This window comes from Priestia sp. YIM B13486, assembly GCF_042787865.1.
GTDB lineage: Bacteria > Bacillota > Bacilli > Bacillales > Bacillaceae_H > Priestia > Priestia megaterium.
On record NZ_JBHZOZ010000004.1, the window covers coordinates 60,229 to 76,157 of the forward strand.

Here is a 15,929-nt window from a genome sequence, read left to right on the forward strand (position 1 = left end):
CTTCTTGTATACAAGGATGTAAACCAAGAAGTAAAACCATTATACGGAGGTAAGGAAAATGAGAATTAATCACAATATTACAGCTTTAAACACGTACCGTCAGTTTAACAATGCGAATAACGCTCAGGCAAAATCAATGGAGAAGTTATCTTCAGGTCAGCGTATTAACAGTGCTTCTGATGATGCAGCTGGATTAGCTATCTCAGAGAAAATGCGTGGACAAATTCGCGGGCTAGATCAAGCTTCTCGCAACGCGCAAGATGGTGTTTCGTTAATTCAAACTGCAGAAGGTGCTTTAAATGAAACACATGATATTCTTCAGCGTATGCGTGAATTAGTAGTTCAAGCAGGTAATGGTACAAACAAAACTGAAGATCTAGATGCTATTCAAGATGAAATCGGCTCATTAATTGAAGAAATCGGTGGAGAAACTGACAGCAAAGGAATTTCTGATCGAGCACAATTTAATGGTCGAAACCTGTTGGATGGTAGCTTGGATATTACGCTGCAAGTTGGCGCGAACGCAGGACAGCAGGTAAATTTAAAAATTGGAGATATGAGTGCTGGAGCTTTAGGAGCAGATACTGATTCAGACGGTGCAGCGGATGCTTTTGTTAATAGCATTAACGTCAAAGATTTTGCTACTACATCTTTTGATGATCAATTAGCTATTATTGATGGTGCTATTAACCAAGTGTCAGAGCAGCGTTCTGGACTAGGTGCCACTCAAAACCGTTTGGATCATACTATTAATAACCTAAGTACATCATCTGAAAACCTAACAGCGTCTGAATCAAGAATTCGCGACGTAGATTATGCTTTAGCAGCGTAAGCAGCAAAAAGCACAGTCGTCCTAGCTGGTAACGGCTAGTGAGTATAACCGGGTGAATTGCTGGAAACCCCTGAGAGCTTTTCTTACCACAGCGTAGTTGGAAACGACAGACGTAACGGTTTTAAAAAAGAAAAGATTGGGCAATCAGCAGCTAAGCTCCTGTGAGGAAACTCTGGAGACAGTTCAACGACTAGGATAAACCGTCTAAGGCAATGTGTGCTATGACGATGAAATCCGTAGGTATTCAATATGCCGTTCCGTATATTAATATCCGAAGTGCCCGGCCCCTGCTTTTTTAGAGGGTGAAGATATAGTCTAGTCATTTGTGAAAGCAAATGTTCGCACGATGGCGAAAGAAATGATGGAACAAACAAAGAATTCAATTCTATCTCAAGCTTCTCAAGCTATGCTAAGTCAAGCTAACCAGCAGCCACAAGGCGTACTTCAATTACTACGTTAATAAAAAAGCGAGCTTTCCTAAGAAAGCTCGCTTTTTTATATAAATGTTATAAGCTATTACTAGTAGATGCCGCAGTATCTTTACTCGTATTTACTAGCGCATCCCACGTTTGAGGTCCTACTACTCCATCTGCCGTATAACCGTTCTTCACTTGAAACTCTTTTACCGCTTGTTCTGTTTCTAAACCAAAGTAACCGTCTGGATTAAGACCTAAAGATTTTTGAACTGTTTTAACTTCTTCTCCTGCTGAACCCTTGCCAAGAGCAGCTACACTGCTAAGCGATAGAATTTGAGTTTTATCTTCTTCTTTAGCTTTAGCCTGCTGCATAAGGCTTGCGTATTCTTTAATTCTTTTTTCTTCAGCACTGCTTAATGTTTGTGTATGTTTGAAGTTAGACATAATAAAAAAGAATCCTGCCACGATAATAATAGGAACAAATATTTTCATAAGATTTCTTACAATAGTCATGGTACTCTCCTTTGAATACATAATTATTTAACTTTCCAAGTTCCTTGTCTTCTAGGGTCTGCTGCTCCGTAAATACGATTGTTTTTTTGATTAATAACAATCGCTTGTATACCGCCGTAGTAAATAGCAGAGCTCTTCTCCTTCACGTCATATCCCATTCCTTCTAGTTCTTCTCTTACACTCGTAGGATATTGAAATTCGGTATACAGATGGTTATTTTCTATTGAAAACCTTGGTGCATCAATTGCATCCTGTAAAGAATCCTTAAATAAAAGGTGGCGAACCAAAACTTCCGTAAGCATCATAGGTATTCTGCTTCCTCCAGGCGTTCCAATCCCGATAACCTCGTCATCTTTTTTAAGAATAGTAGGTGCCGTAAACGTTCGTGAACGCTTATCAGGCTCGTAATAATTAAGAGAGGTCTTTGTGTTATTAAAGTTATTCAAATTGTTGTTAAGGAAAAACCCTTCTACATTTTCTCCTGAACCAAAAAAGTTGCTGAGTGTATTTGTAACGGATACAACCGTTCCTTCTTTATCTGTTACAACAAAATGCGTCGTACTAATATGTTCTTCTTCAAGTTCATCGCCTTTAAGCTTATACTTATCGGATAGCTTATTTAACGAAAGATCTTGTGCAAGCTTCCTTGAATATTCTTTTGTCGTTAGCGCTTCGTCATCTATATCAGAAAAAGCTGGGTCTCCAATATGGGCGACACGATCACTATTAGCTCTATTTGTAATTTCAGAAGTAACATGTGTAAAAAGCGCCGTATCTTGTTCTGTCTTTTGAATATTTAGCATTTCAGCCATTTGCAAGGATTGTATCAGCGTAATCCCAGAAAATGGAGGAGGCGCAGAAATAACATCATAGCCGGCAAATTCTCCGTGAACAGGTTCTCTTTCTTTCACAGAATACTTTTCTAAATCTTCTTTTTGTATTCCTGGCACGTCCTCTGCCATTTCTTCGGCAAGTTCGCCATTATAGAAGACGTCTGAACCTTTTTCTTTAATGAGCTCAAGCGTTTCGGCAAGTTCAGGCTGCTTGAGCGTTTTACCTTCTTCAATCGGCTTGTTTCTAGGGAAGAAATTAGGAATTTCCGCTTCTGATAGGCGGTACTGCGCACCTTTTAGACGCTCTGAAAGCTGCTGACCAACTGGAAAACCATCGTTAGCTAGCTTAATAGCTGGGGCGATTAATTGGTCCATGTTTTTGCTTCCGTATTTTTCATGAATAGCTTCCATTCCTTTTACAAATCCAGGGACACCTATCTTTTTTTCAGAACCTTCAGTTGAAATTGGACTTGTTTCTCGGTAATCAAAGAAGGTAGGCTTGTCTAATTGATTGCCAGGAAGAATGAGCATCCCTCCTCCTCCTCCAATACCTGATCCGTAAGGCTCTACAACACCTAAAGCATATGAAACGGCAATAGCAGCATCTACTGCGTTACCTCCATTTTCTAAAACGTCTGTTCCAACTTCAACAGCAATTGAATTTGAAGAACTTACGCCATACTCACCAGAGCCATTCTTAATTGCTTGGCTAGACTCGAATTTATTAATTTTTTTATATAGTTTATTATCTGTTTGACTATTAAATTGCTGTAAAACAGCATACCCTCCAGCTGCAATAGCTATGAGGAATATCAACCAGTAAATCCATTTTCGCTTCATTTATTCAGCTAACCCCTTTTTTACTACTCTAGAGTGGTCGACCGTAAAGACTAACTTGTTGTTTTCCTCTTTGATAGCAAGAGCACTTGAAGAAGTTTTAGTCAAACGTTTAAAGATTTTTTCTTTGTAATACGCGTCCCACTTACTTAAAAGCGTAGGCGTAGCTTCTTTAATGAGTAAGGGCGTAACTTCAAATCTAGCTGTTCCATCCTTTTTCAACTTATACTGCACGAGCGCACTTTCTCGTGATGCTGACCACCCTTGATCAAATACAAAATTTCCTAAGCTGTAAAAAATCACAGTATTTTTGTACGTATCAATCGGCTGCAGCACGTGCGGATGGTGCCCTATGATAATATCAGCTCCCGCATCTGCCATTGCTTTTGCTAATCCTTTTTGTCTAGGAGAAGGCGTTGTGTCGTACTCTTCTCCCCAGTGCGCATGCACGACAACTAAATTAGCTTTTTCTTTTGCTTCTTGAATAAGCGGAATAAAGATTTCTGGTTTAGCAGGAAGAATTCCCGGATCATTGTCATTCGCAGCTGAATAAGCAGTATATGTATCCGTAAAGCCTAGGGTAGCTATTTTAATTCCATTAACCGTTTGATAGTTAATGTTGCTAGCTTCTTCGAGATTTCTCCCCATTCCTACAAAGTCCATTTTAGACTGGTTAAATGCCTTCACCGTATCATTTAATCCTTGCTCAAGGTAATCCATAGAATGACTGTTTGCTGCATTCAAGACGGAAAGATTAAGATTCTTCAAGGTCTTTACAGACTGCTCATCAGTTCGTAGTACAATGGGTTTATCTTGCGCTGGATATTCGTCATTCGCTGTTACTGGATGATCAAAGTTTGCCGTAGAGTAATCTGAGTTTTTAAAATAAGATTCTACATCACGAAATAGATAGTCTTGTCCCTGACGATTTGTTACCTTTTCAACATTGCGTCCGAGCATAATGTCTCCAACCATTGTTGCTGTTACTAATGAATCATCTTTGGTATTGTTTTCTACTGCTTCACTTGGCTTACTGATCCAAATAGCTCCGTACATGAAAACTACCAAAATGGCCAGTGTAATCCATACATGTTTATCTGTATTCTTTTTTGTTGATTTTATAAATTTTAGTAACTTTTCTTTAAAATCCAATTTCCTATCCATCAAATCACCCTAAATAAAAAAGTTGTATACAAACATTAAGCTGAATGTAGCACCGCTGATTAAAAGCGTGCTTCCCATCGTCATTGCCAACCCTTGCTTTTGAATCGTATTTGCAATTAAGCCAGGAACAATGATCCCTATACCGCGAAACTCATAGATTTCAAAAGGCATAACAGGATAGAAATAATCGAATATTAGTTTCAGTGAAATTCCCACTACTAACATGGCAGCAAATTTTCGGCGACCGTACAAAATCACAAACCTTCCAATTCCGTGTTTTACAATGACATAGGTTAATAGACTAATAATTAATACCATAACTAAAAAAACCGGCTGATCAAAAATTAAGCCAATATAACCTGGAACAACTAGCCCTGCAGGAATAATACCTGTTTTTTCTGTAAAAATTAAACTTAAAATAACCCCTAATACCAACGCTACATATAAATCCGAGCCAAACATGCACTTTCCTCCTAGACAACTTCCTCAATATGTTCATAATTCTTCATTGCTTCAATTAACGGCTCAGCAGCACCGTGAATATTTCCTACTCCGTAAATCATTCGATTATGTAACTCAGGTCTTAGTTTATCGACTATCTCTTCTGTACTATGACCTTCAAGATTCCAAATTTCTTTTGCCGGAATCATTCCTTCATTATAAGCATCCATTATAGGACTCGTTGTTTCCCCAATCAGCACTAAAATGTCCGTATTAATATATGGTAAAACATCCCGAGCAAACTGCTCTGTACGATCTACACGATCGGGGCGGCAGTTCATGATTACAATCGGCGAATCTACTGAATATCCAACTTCTCCTACTCTTTCCCAAATTCTCAATGTTGAAGCAGCATCGTTTGCAGCAAATCCGTTCACCAAAAACGCAGGTGCTTTCGGATCTCCAAACTGGGTAATTCTCATTGCACCAGGATCTGGATGAGCATTCAGCATTCCTCGAAATGCAACTTCTTCTGGAATATCTAACGCTTCTGCTACCGCTAACGCAAGCGATGCATTATCTGGAAATACCATATAATCAAATTTTCTTAAGAACTCATCTGTAACTTTTGAATTATCTGCCACAATTACCTTTGTTCTTCTTTTTGCAGCTGCTGTTTTAAAATACTCAAGATACGGACCATCTATCGTAATTAAATGCCCTTTGTAAGGAATCGTTGGTAGAAAAGCTTCTGCCACTTCGTCCAGTGTTGGTCCCATAACATCCATATGATCTTCTAATACATTTACAATAACTCCAATATTTGCTTGAAGCATTTTTTCTTGAAAAGTAATTTGATAATCAGGATTCACCGCCATACATTCACTGACTAATGCCTCAGTCTCGAGTTTTGCTGCCTCGTTTACGACGCGTCTTTGCTCTCCTATATTCGGCCCTTCAGGTCGTCTGACAATTGGCTTCTCTTCATCTGTAAACCAATAAATCATTCTAGCTGAAGTTCCTGTAGTCTTTCCTATAGTTTTGTATCCAGCCTCTGTTACGATTCCAGTTATTAATCTAGTAACTGTTGATTTTCCGCGAATGCCGTTAATATTTATTCTTACCGGAATAGAATCGATATTTTTTTGATGTTTAACCTGTTCCCATGCTCCATAAGCAAAGACTAGAAACAAACAGATTAAAATAATACTAAGCACCATTTCGATTGTTTCCTCCTTATTTCGACTAGCTTTTGTTTTAATAGGAAGCTTCAACCATAAAAATAATTATAATTTCGCCCTATATTTCAAATTTTTTACTTAACTTTTATAGTTAATCATACCTAGCTAAGTTTATCAATAAGAGAATTAAATGTAATTTATGTTATTTACTAGTAATTGAAAATCTTTATATCCCTATTACTCTTCCATTTAGACAATCCTAAGAAAACTAATTCACTTATAGTCTTAAAAACCCAAGTCAAACAAAAAATCAGGCGATTATCATTGTATGTTTTTAGGTAAAAAAAGCCTATTTATATGGTAAAATATAAAATAACATTCATTATAAAGTTTATTTTTCGGGCATTTATGTTCTTTAAAAGAAACAATTTGATCCTTGTAAAGACAAGGACAAACCAGGTGAAAGGCTGGGACAAAAAACTTAGGGTCTAAGGTCTTATGAATATGACGGCTGGGTATTACTAACATATCCGACTATTTACCAGTCACTATACATGCTTTATCAAATTTGGACGCTTAGGAAACCCTTTCAGGCATGATAGAAATGTTGGAAAATCAGCTTATATCTAGTGTATGTAGCGGATAAGCTAATTTTCTATAGTCTATATTCTTGGTTAATAAGTTAATAGATTTTATTTACCTCCTTATCAGCTTTATGATCAAATACCTTTATGTGCTTCATTTCTATTTTTTTATTTGGTAAAATAACACATATAAGGAGGGATAACTTGAATTACATTGCTAAAAAACATTACCTATTTTCTAGAGGTTCTTTTCAAATCGCTACCTTTTTACTGCTTTTCTCACCTCTTTTTACTCGTTCATTTCAGCAAGACGTAGGGCCTTATGTGTTACTATCTTCGATCATGTTTCTTTTTAATGCCACCACCGAGTATATTCTAATTAAAAAAATAAGTATTGTGCCTCAAAAGTACATCCCTTTTTTCCTAATAATTTGTTTGCCTATAAATATTGTTCTCTTGTGTTTTTTTTATTACGGTACGTAAAAAAGCATCTATCAAGCTGATAGATGCTTTTTAATTTATTAAGCCTCAGTTAATAGACTTGATATATGCTTGGCTACGATTGTTCCTTGGCCAGCTGAGGAGCTGATACTTGAAAATAAAGGAGTCGTACACGCATCTCCGATTGCATAAATAAATGGATTACTGCTTTGATGCACGTCGTCAGTAACAATAAGCCCATTTTGTGCCGTAGCTACTTTTCCTTTAATGAGCTCAACGTTAGGTGCTACGCCCAGCCTGATTAGAATCGCATCTACTAACAAGTTCTTATATTCTTTGTTCTTACTCTCTAAATCAATGGATGTAACATGACGATCCCCATGGATTGCTGTCACCTCGGTATCAGTCATGACTTTAATACAAGGGTTAGAAATAACCCTTTCAACATACTGCTCTCTTGCTTTAAAACGCGTAGAACGGTGAATAAGATATACTTCTCTTGCTTTTGATGATAAAAGATGTGCTCCTTCAAAAGCGCGGTCTCCTCCGCCGATAATAGCAACTGTTTTACCCTTTAACCGTTCGCCGTCTGCTGAAGCAGAGTATACTTCTCCTCGATCAATCATTTGCTGCTCACCGGGTACTCCCAGCTTTCGCTGACTAGAACCCGTGGCTAAAATGAGATACGTATAGCAGATTTCCTGTTTTTTAGCTTGCTTCTTAACTTTCACAGTTTTGGAACGTTCATCAATGAAAAGTACTTTTGTATTTACTTCATATAGGCAGTCCATCTCAACAAAGTGTTTCACCATTTCACGCTGCATTTCTATTCCGTTCTTTGTACGCATTCCAGGGTAGTCAATAATTTCATTAAAGATGTTAAACAGCTGGCCTCCTAATTGTGACTGTTCTTCAAGAAGCAAACAGTCAATCCCCAGTCTCTTGCACCATATAGCAGCTGAAATGCCGGCCGGTCCTCCACCAATGATTAGTACATCAACGTGTCGCATACAACTTACCTCGCTTCTACTTCTCAGCTTCTATCACTACATTTGTCGCTGTAAAAGAGATAAAAATTCTCCTCTAACCTCTGGTTTTTCCATAAATGTTCCTCGAACAGATGAAGTGGCTGTAGAAGCTGAAGATTTTTTAATTCCTCTTCCGCACATGCACATATGCTTCGCTTCAATAATCACCATCACTCCTTTAGGGTCTAAAATTTCTTCGATTGCATCCGCAATTTCATTTGTTAAACGTTCTTGAACTTGAAATCTTTTTGCATATCCTTCTACCGTACGAGCGATTTTAGAAAGACCTGTAATTTTTTTATCCGGTATATACCCAACGTGAGCAACGCCAAAGAACGGCGCAAAGTGATGTTCACACATTGAATGAAACTCGATATCTCGTATCAACACCAGTTCGTTGTGATTCACATCGAATGTTTTTTCCAAATGAGCTTTCGGATCTTCTCGGTAGCCTTCCGTGTATTCTAAAAATGCCTTTAACACGCGGTACGGCGTCTCTTCAAGGCCGTCTCTTTCCGGATTATCTCCGCATAAATCGATTAGTTCTTTTACCGCATTCATAAATGTGTCAGCTTGACCTATTTTTTTATCTATTTCAGTTGAATTCGTGCCTACTGTTTCTAAAAATTTTTGAGCAATTAAATTTTGTGTACTAAGTGTCATGTTTCTATTTCCTCTTCCCTTTTCAGTTACTTTTTTATCTTAGTCGATGCTTTGGTCATCGCCACTACAAAAAAGCGATTCAAAGCCTGCTGCGCATAGCGGTCGACTAAATAAGTATCCTTGCATATGCACACAGCCATTTTCAAGCAGAAAATCTTTTTGATATTCTAGCTCGACGCCTTCTGCAATTACATTTAAATTTAAGCTTTGAGATAAGCTGATAATTGCTTGTATAATTTTACGGTTGCTGTCATCTTCGTTCATATCCATAATAAAGGATCGATCAATTTTTAAACAATCTATAGGTAAATTTTTCAAATAACTCAACGAAGAATAACCTGTACCAAAATCATCGATAGAAATTGATATACCATATTCTTTTAGTTCATGTAAAGCCTTAATTGTTTCTTGTGTATTAATAAGCAGTGTACCTTCAGTGATCTCCATTTCAAAACTTTCTGGGTTAAGTTTATACGAAGAGAGAGCAGCTTTGACCTCGTGAACTAATAAAGATGAATCTTGAAATTGGCGTGGTGAAAAATTCATAGCCAGTGTTAATTCTTGATTGAACATTTTATTCCACTTGCTGATTTGACAGCAGGCTATATTCATCACACTTTCCCATAACGAATGAATTAAACCCGCCTCTTCTGCTATACCAATAAATACCTCAGGCGAAACAAAACCAAGCTCTTCATCATGCCAGCGCACAAGAGCTTCTACTCCTATTATAGCATTGTGTCTAGCATCCACTTTCGGCTGGTAGTATACCTCAATAGCCTCTTTCTGAATAGCTTTGCGCAAACGTTTTTCAATCTGCATTTTTTCAGTTTGCTTTTCATTTAATAGCTCATGGTAAATCATGACTTTGTTGCCTCCCTGCCTCTTAGAAGCATACATGGCCATGTCAGCATACGTAATGAGTGTATCCAGATTTGTAGAATGCTCCGGATAAAAACTTAAACCGCTGCTTATACTTACAACTATTTCATCACTTTCGATATAGCAAGGCTGCTGAACATCTAAAATAATTTTCCGAGCAAGCTTTTCAACCTCTACAGGTGGAAAATCACTGAATAAAACTACAAATTCATCTCCCCCCTGCCTTGTCAGAAAGCTATTGTATGGAGGCAGGCAGGCTTTAATTCTATTAGCTACAAGCTGTATCAGCTGGTCGCCTTTTGAATGTCCCAACGTATCATTAATGTCTTTAAACCGGTCTATATCCATAAACAGTACGGCTACATGTTTAATTGATTTTTGCTCAGATTCCATTAAACGCTTATTGAGTTCTTCTTTGAAATACCTTCTATTAGGCAGTCCTGTTAAAAAATCGTGATACGCATGAAATTCACTTTCTTCTTGACTGCTTTTCAAATCATCTAAATAGGTTTTCAAGAAATGTGATAAATGATTAATATTTTCGATAAGCCCCCCTAGTTCATCCCTTCTTCTTACAGTCGATATTTCACCGAAATTCCCTTTCGCAATATAATTCACGTGCTCCACCAAATTTTTAATAGGGCGTGTAATAGACGTAGAAAAAATAATGCTGATGATCAGTACAAGGATGATAAAAGGCAGAGACAAAAGCAGATGCTTCACTAATTCATCATGAAGCTCCGTTTCAATCAAATCATAATCATAGACGACCCCTATTACGTAGGAAGCAGATTTTTCTTCCTTGATTGGTACAAATGTTTTCAGTACTTTTTTCTTGTTGATTTCTGAAATATAGCTTTGTGACATCCCCGTTTTCAAGGCATTTTTAATGAATGCTTTATCGCGATTCGTATTTTGATATGTATATGTTCCATACCAAATTGGCTGATCTTTCATTTTCACATATCTATTTCCATTTAAATAGACGCTTTGATTTTGTTTCCCAAAATTATTAGGATTAAACACTGTTAATTCAAGAACACCATCTAAACTTTTCGTAAAACGATTCATAACATTAGTAGGGCCAAATTGTTTTTCGATATCTATTACATTCTTATCACGAAAATAAGGATTAATAATATAATTAGTGGAACCATCATAATAGTATCCCCATTTATCAACATGCTTTGGGTTGCTAGAAGCTACTTCAATTGGACCGCTCCAAAAGTTAGGCAGGACCACACCTTTTTTTGTAGTGACCGGTCTATTAGCCAGAAGCTCTTGAAAAGACGTGTACCAATATCCCCATTCTTTAGTAGATATATTGATTTCTTTTGAATCCGAGGACCTCACACCAATAATGTCATCTCCCCTAGGAGCTAATAATGTAATATGAGATACTCTAAGCTGCTTTGCTAGCTCTGTAAGCTGCTCGTTACTTACATCCTGATATTTAGAAGGAAGAGAACGTTGTATAGCAATTGAAGCTGTTCTTAACTCTTGTGCCATTCTATCTTCCATATACAACGCGCTGTTTTTAGAATTTTCTACTTCATATGCAATTTCTTCCGTTACCAGAGTAATTTCTTTTTGATTAAAATCTATTAATCTATTTTTAGACCTAATATAATGCAGTGTGTTATTTGCTAGTAAAATACACAATACCAGCAAAGTAAAAAACAGAGATATTTTTTTCTTTATAGACACAAGTGCTGGCCTCCCATTGGTACCAAAACGCTCTTATATTTTTAAATATACAATAAATTCTTTTGTATATCGGTATATTTATTCTAATTTTCACAAAATAATCATCTTATGCAAAAAACCAACCGTATCGGTTGGTTACTCTCAAAAAACAATATGTAAAATAATTCAATATAAAAACTTTTATTTACACAGATAGAATAATTTTATATTCTTATAATATTCTATCTGTTTTCTCAAAAATATCAATGTATAAAATTTGTCTTTTCGTAAAATTAACTTTTTTTAAAAATGCGAAGGTACTGTGAAACTATCCTCTTTTCAACACATTTATATTAAATTGCCTAAGTCACTTAAAGGGACTTTTTCTCTTTTCCAGACGACGATATCAATGGAATCCCTTAGTTCTTTAAGCTGTAAGCTGTCTAAAGTACTGATATGGCTTTTTATACAGCTGAAAGAATCGCCCATGCCAGAACCCAGCTCTTTTATTTCCCAGCTTAAAAGAACAGTGGGGTGCACTTTAAGGGCCTTAGCCAGCTTTTCAACTACATCAATTGTTGGATTGATACAAATATCACGTTCGATATTGCTTAAGTAAGATTTAGCAATTTCAGCACGTTCTGCAAGCTGTGAAAGCGACAGCTTTTTTTGCATTCTTATTTCTTTCACACGACGACCAATCATTATTATTAAGCACTCTCCTTATTAAAATGTAGATTTAGCTTAAGGAACACCATTAATAGTTGTAAGTGAAACTTGTAATAATATTGCGCCTTTATTTTATTGTGAGTTAAAAGTCATATGGATTATGCTGGTGAATGAAGATGGCTTACCTTTATTGGACAGTTTGAAATTGTCCTTCTAATAATTTATGAAACGCACCTTCTTCTTCATAAGCCAGTTGATCAAAGCTCCCTTTTTGAATCACTTTTCCTTCTTTTAACACAAGAACCTGATCGGCAGCTTGTATAGTAGACAACCTGTGAGCTACAACAACAATCGTTACTTTTCCTTTTAAGCGGTCAATTGACTCTTTGATTTTATTCTCATTGTTAGTATCTAAGGCGCTTGTAGCCTCATCTAAAATTAAAAGAGCTGGTTTTTTTAGAATAGCCCTTGCCAAAACAAGCCTTTGACGTTCCCCGCCGGATATCTTCATTCCTCTATCTCCGATAACAGTATCTAGACCCTGAGGCAAGTTTTTTACAAACTGATCTGCCATCGCAAATTCTAATGCTTCCCATAATTCTCTTTCACTAGCCTGTTCATTCACCGTCAGTAAATTCTCTCTCACACTAGTGTTAAATAAGAACGAGTCTTGGGGTACATAGCTGATGGATTGTCTTAAAGACAGTAGAAGTTCATCTTTAAGCGGATGACCATTTACAAGCACCTCGCCCCTTTCAGGAGAGTTTAGCCCCATTAATAGGTCAATAAGCGTACTTTTCCCGGCTCCAGAAGGACCTACAATAGCTGTCATTTCATTATGAGGAATAGTCAAGTTAATATCTTTTAAAACATAAGTATGACTGTCTTTTTTGTAGCTAAAATAAACATCTTTACACTCTATTTGCGGCTTTGCAACTAGTGAAAGTGCATCTGCTTGCTTATGCTTAAACTCTTGTTCTTTAGAGCAGTCCTCTATGAGCTTCGTAACAGCCTGGCAAGCAGGAAGAGTCGCTGCTATTTGTTCAAAGTTTGACTGAATAGTAATAAACCTTGGCCATAGTCGAGAAAAGATAAGAATAATTAACAAAAGCTGCTCGCCCCGAGCGTGAAAAGCTTTTACGGATATAAATATAAATACTGTAACTAGAATAGCGGCACTCATTTTATATACTAGCTGAGAGCTTGACTTAAGTTTTACATATTCAATTTGTTCTGCATTCATTCTAGAAGTTAAAGAACGCAGCCAATCAATATAGCTATATTCCAATTTATTACTTTTAATATCTTTAATACCATTAAGCTGGTCTGTTATTCCAGCCATATAGTCTTCTCCTAATTGCGATGTTCTGCTCCCTAAGTTTCTAGATCTTTGTACGAACTTTCTTGAAAGATACCCTAGTATTAAGCCGAACAGCACAATGAAAAGAGTCATTTTAACAGACAACCAGAGTGCAATAGCTAATTGTATAATCATAAAAATAGTATTAGACAATAGCTGAAGAAAAAAGTTAATCCCGCCTATAACACGTGCCAGCTCCGCAGTTAATAGATTAATAAGCGTTGATTTTCGTTTTCTTAAAAATAACGCCCACTTCGAATGAAGAAGCAAGCTGTAAATTTCAATTCTTAAGTCCCTGCTGAATTTTTCTCTAACTTTAACGTCTCGAATAGATAAGCTTCTCTGAAGGAGATTTTGTCCAACAATAATTACCACATAAATGCACAAGATTAATGGTAAATACAGAGACGGCGGCAATATGGTAAGAAAGTTGAACAGCTGACTGAGCTTGCTAGATGCAGCATTTGTCTCTATCACTCCTCCAATGCTTAACAACGGGATAATTAGCAAGATACCAAATCCCTCCATTAAACTAACGACCGCCATTCCAAAAACATTAAAATAGATAATTTTCCCTGTGGAAGAATGCAATTTCTTTATATAATATAATAACGGTTCCAATATACGTTCTCCTGCCTCCTATCGGTTTGACCTATGGCTTATTAACCCCACCCGCGCGTAGTTCTTATATGCTAACCATTTGGCAAGAAAAGTTTAAAACAACACTGGCTTCTTTAGTTTTCTCCACGACCACAAAAATGGTCTTAGTAAGAAATATAAAAAATACAAATTTTTCGGCAGCCTAAAGGTTCGTTCGTCTAGAGGGTTGGGATAAAATGAAATAATGAAAAATTTACATTTTTGTCGTTTAGTTTTTATCGAGAATAAATAGTTTTTATAGGACTTTTCTAGATTTTTTGGCTGAGGATGCACATGTAATTGAACCATTTCCTTTATATAAGGAATTGCTTTTTCCGCTAATCGATGAACTCTCCTTGTATTTACAATATCCTGAAGCTCTTCATGTACCGGCGTTTGAAAAAGTAGAGTAGCTAATTGAAACGCCTGCCCTACTAAGTGCTTCTGCTGATGTTTGATTGCCAGTGCCCTAAAACGTACATAGTTGATATCTTTGTTCCTTACCATTTGATCGATATCTTTTAACCAACGCAGACGAAACCAGCCGTGACGAGCCCCATGAGAAATTAAATACAGCAGCAAGTCCTCTGTACCCATAAAAGATATAGGGTGCTTGGTTAATTGACTTTCTCTTTTTCCATTCCAAAGTTCCTCAAACTTCGTTCTTTTCATTGAACGAGGATGCAGCCGCCAATGGACTTCAACTTGAATCTTTTTTTCCGGATGATAATAGGCAATGTGGTGATGGCGCCATTTTATCTCATTTAACACAGTTGGTATTTCTTCCTTTTCATAGCCTAGACTGAAAAGAATACTTTCTACTTTTTCGAGTTCTTCCTCTCTCACTAGAATATCTAAATCTTTAGACATTCTAAGAGAAATATTTTTGAACAGGTCGTAAGCGACTGGTGGCCCTTTTAAAAACAACGTTTCAATATTATTTTCATTAAACACTTTATCTAGTGCTTCCATTTCTCCACTCAACTGAAGCATCTTAAAGGTATTTTTTTTATATTCTTGAAGCAGCACTTCTATAACGTGCGATGGAACAGCATCAGGCGTATCTTTTAACCTTATATAAATTAAAGGACAAACTCGATGATGTTTTACTAGCTCAAGAAAATGATTCCAATCAAACTCTTTTAAAGGTATGATTTCTTCAGATGTGTTCTCTTCTCTTAACAGCGTTAATAAAAAATGAAGCTCTTTGGACTGACTTGTATCAATTATTGATTGTTTGTCTATCATCGTTTTTCCTTTCGCTTTCCTTTATTATTTAAGGTTTTAGAGAAGTTCCCTACGACTGTAAACCTTTCCATTCCCTCTGATCCTGTTACGTATGTTGAGCCGCTTCGCAGCCAGGCATGTGCAATAAAATTCCCGTTTTCATCTTTTCCTGTACCCAAATACAGCGTACTTTCAATACGACGCCTTTCTAGCATCTTCATACCTGCGAAGGCTTTTACGAGACATTGACTTTCCCAAAAAGTATATCTGCTCATTTGATAGATAGCTTTTGAAATATGCCTTAACGTTTTAGTTTCATAGCTATCTTCATCCATGCTGCTCTCTTTCATACGCTCACCTAACATAGGTGTAACCTTTGAAAATGGCAATGCTTTAAGGATTCTTCCGTAAGCAAGATAATAAAAGGCTTCTATTAACAAAAGCTTTTGACTAGTATCTAAGCATAAAAAATTTTTAGCTTTTTTTATCAATTTCATTACAGCTACTCCAATATTGTTCATATAAAATACACA

The 15,929-nt window shown here is 36.7% G+C and carries 13 protein-coding genes, 1 pseudogene and 1 riboswitch; of the genes and pseudogenes, 2 read left to right on the forward strand and 12 right to left on the reverse strand.

Features of this window, described 5'->3' with window-relative positions; genetic code table 11:
* Nucleotides 1-58 precede the first annotated feature (58 nt).
* Nucleotides 59-832 (forward strand): flagellin N-terminal helical domain-containing protein, encoded by a 774-nt coding sequence (locus ACFX4G_RS12330; RefSeq protein ID WP_063248191.1) that lies wholly within the window; start codon nt 59-61, stop codon nt 830-832.
* A gap of 346 nt (nt 833-1,178) precedes the next feature.
* Nucleotides 1,179-1,292: pseudogene (locus ACFX4G_RS12335) on the forward strand (flagellin); the annotation flags it as partial.
* A gap of 46 nt (nt 1,293-1,338) precedes the next feature.
* Here the strand turns inward: ACFX4G_RS12335 and ACFX4G_RS12340 are convergent.
* From ACFX4G_RS12340 to ACFX4G_RS12395, 12 genes are all read right to left on the reverse strand, one after another.
* Nucleotides 1,339-1,761, reverse strand: coding sequence for a peptidoglycan-binding protein (locus tag ACFX4G_RS12340; protein WP_047751495.1), 423 nt, complete (start codon nt 1,759-1,761; stop codon nt 1,339-1,341).
* Nucleotides 1,762-1,784: 23 nt separating this feature from the next.
* The gene (gene ggt / locus ACFX4G_RS12345) at nt 1,785-3,434 is read right to left on the reverse strand and encodes a gamma-glutamyltransferase (RefSeq protein ID WP_377575027.1); all 1,650 of its coding nucleotides are present in this window, start codon (nt 3,432-3,434) and stop codon (nt 1,785-1,787) included.
* A complete protein-coding gene (locus ACFX4G_RS12350) occupies nt 3,435-4,595 on the reverse strand; it encodes a CapA family protein (protein WP_377575030.1) in 1,161 nt (386 codons plus the stop codon).
* 9 nt (nt 4,596-4,604) lie between these two features.
* The gene (gene pgsC / locus ACFX4G_RS12355; RefSeq protein WP_014461220.1) at nt 4,605-5,057 is read right to left on the reverse strand and encodes a poly-gamma-glutamate biosynthesis protein PgsC; all 453 of its coding nucleotides are present in this window, start codon (nt 5,055-5,057) and stop codon (nt 4,605-4,607) included.
* An 11-nt stretch (nt 5,058-5,068) separates the two neighbouring features.
* Nucleotides 5,069-6,256, reverse strand: a complete 1,188-nt coding sequence (pgsB, locus tag ACFX4G_RS12360; RefSeq protein ID WP_377575034.1) for a poly-gamma-glutamate synthase PgsB — start codon at nt 6,254-6,256, stop codon at nt 5,069-5,071.
* A 400-nt stretch (nt 6,257-6,656) separates the two neighbouring features.
* Nucleotides 6,657-6,740, forward strand: a riboswitch (cyclic di-GMP riboswitch).
* A 582-nt stretch (nt 6,741-7,322) separates the two neighbouring features.
* Nucleotides 7,323-8,252: an NAD(P)/FAD-dependent oxidoreductase gene (locus ACFX4G_RS12365; RefSeq protein ID WP_098548401.1), complete on the reverse strand. Its 930-nt coding sequence runs from the start codon at nt 8,250-8,252 to the stop codon at nt 7,323-7,325.
* 36 nt (nt 8,253-8,288) lie between these two features.
* Entirely contained in the window at nt 8,289-8,933 is a 645-nt protein-coding gene (gene folE / locus ACFX4G_RS12370; protein ID WP_377575037.1) for a GTP cyclohydrolase I FolE, read from the reverse strand.
* A gap of 39 nt (nt 8,934-8,972) precedes the next feature.
* Nucleotides 8,973-11,522 (reverse strand): EAL domain-containing protein, encoded by a 2,550-nt coding sequence (locus tag ACFX4G_RS12375; protein WP_377575040.1) that lies wholly within the window; start codon nt 11,520-11,522, stop codon nt 8,973-8,975.
* Between the two features lie 327 nt (nt 11,523-11,849).
* A complete protein-coding gene (locus ACFX4G_RS12380; RefSeq protein WP_102813691.1) occupies nt 11,850-12,206 on the reverse strand; it encodes a helix-turn-helix domain-containing protein in 357 nt (118 codons plus the stop codon).
* Nucleotides 12,207-12,357: 151 nt separating this feature from the next.
* Entirely contained in the window at nt 12,358-14,151 is a 1,794-nt protein-coding gene (locus ACFX4G_RS12385; protein ID WP_377575045.1) for an ABC transporter ATP-binding protein, read from the reverse strand.
* Between the two features lie 93 nt (nt 14,152-14,244).
* Nucleotides 14,245-15,417, reverse strand: a complete 1,173-nt coding sequence (locus tag ACFX4G_RS12390) for a nucleotidyltransferase domain-containing protein (protein WP_377575049.1) — start codon at nt 15,415-15,417, stop codon at nt 14,245-14,247.
* Nucleotides 15,414-15,893, reverse strand: coding sequence for a lasso peptide biosynthesis B2 protein (locus ACFX4G_RS12395; RefSeq protein ID WP_251439201.1), 480 nt, complete (start codon nt 15,891-15,893; stop codon nt 15,414-15,416). Before ACFX4G_RS12395 ends, ACFX4G_RS12390 begins: the two co-directional genes overlap by 4 nt.
* Nucleotides 15,894-15,929: the final 36 nt, after the last annotated feature.

Excerpts from the sequence above, each read along its gene's own strand:
- ACFX4G_RS12330 (WP_063248191.1), top strand. The coding sequence starts at position 59 with ATGAGAATTAATCACAATATTACAGCTTTAAACACGTACCGTCAGTTT.
- ACFX4G_RS12340 (WP_047751495.1), bottom strand. The coding sequence starts at position 1,761 with ATGACTATTGTAAGAAATCTTATGAAAATATTTGTTCCTATTATTATC.
- ggt (WP_377575027.1), bottom strand. The coding sequence starts at position 3,434 with ATGAAGCGAAAATGGATTTACTGGTTGATATTCCTCATAGCTATTGCA.
- ACFX4G_RS12350 (WP_377575030.1), bottom strand. The coding sequence starts at position 4,595 with ATGGATAGGAAATTGGATTTTAAAGAAAAGTTACTAAAATTTATAAAA.
- pgsC (WP_014461220.1), bottom strand. The coding sequence starts at position 5,057 with ATGTTTGGCTCGGATTTATATGTAGCGTTGGTATTAGGGGTTATTTTA.
- pgsB (WP_377575034.1), bottom strand. The coding sequence starts at position 6,256 with ATGGTGCTTAGTATTATTTTAATCTGTTTGTTTCTAGTCTTTGCTTAT.
- ACFX4G_RS12365 (WP_098548401.1), bottom strand. The coding sequence starts at position 8,252 with ATGCGACACGTTGATGTACTAATCATTGGTGGAGGACCGGCCGGCATT.
- folE (WP_377575037.1), bottom strand. The coding sequence starts at position 8,933 with ATGACACTTAGTACACAAAATTTAATTGCTCAAAAATTTTTAGAAACA.
- ACFX4G_RS12380 (WP_102813691.1), bottom strand. The coding sequence starts at position 12,206 with ATGATTGGTCGTCGTGTGAAAGAAATAAGAATGCAAAAAAAGCTGTCG.
- ACFX4G_RS12390 (WP_377575049.1), bottom strand. The coding sequence starts at position 15,417 with ATGATAGACAAACAATCAATAATTGATACAAGTCAGTCCAAAGAGCTT.
- ACFX4G_RS12395 (WP_251439201.1), bottom strand. The coding sequence starts at position 15,893 with ATGAAATTGATAAAAAAAGCTAAAAATTTTTTATGCTTAGATACTAGT.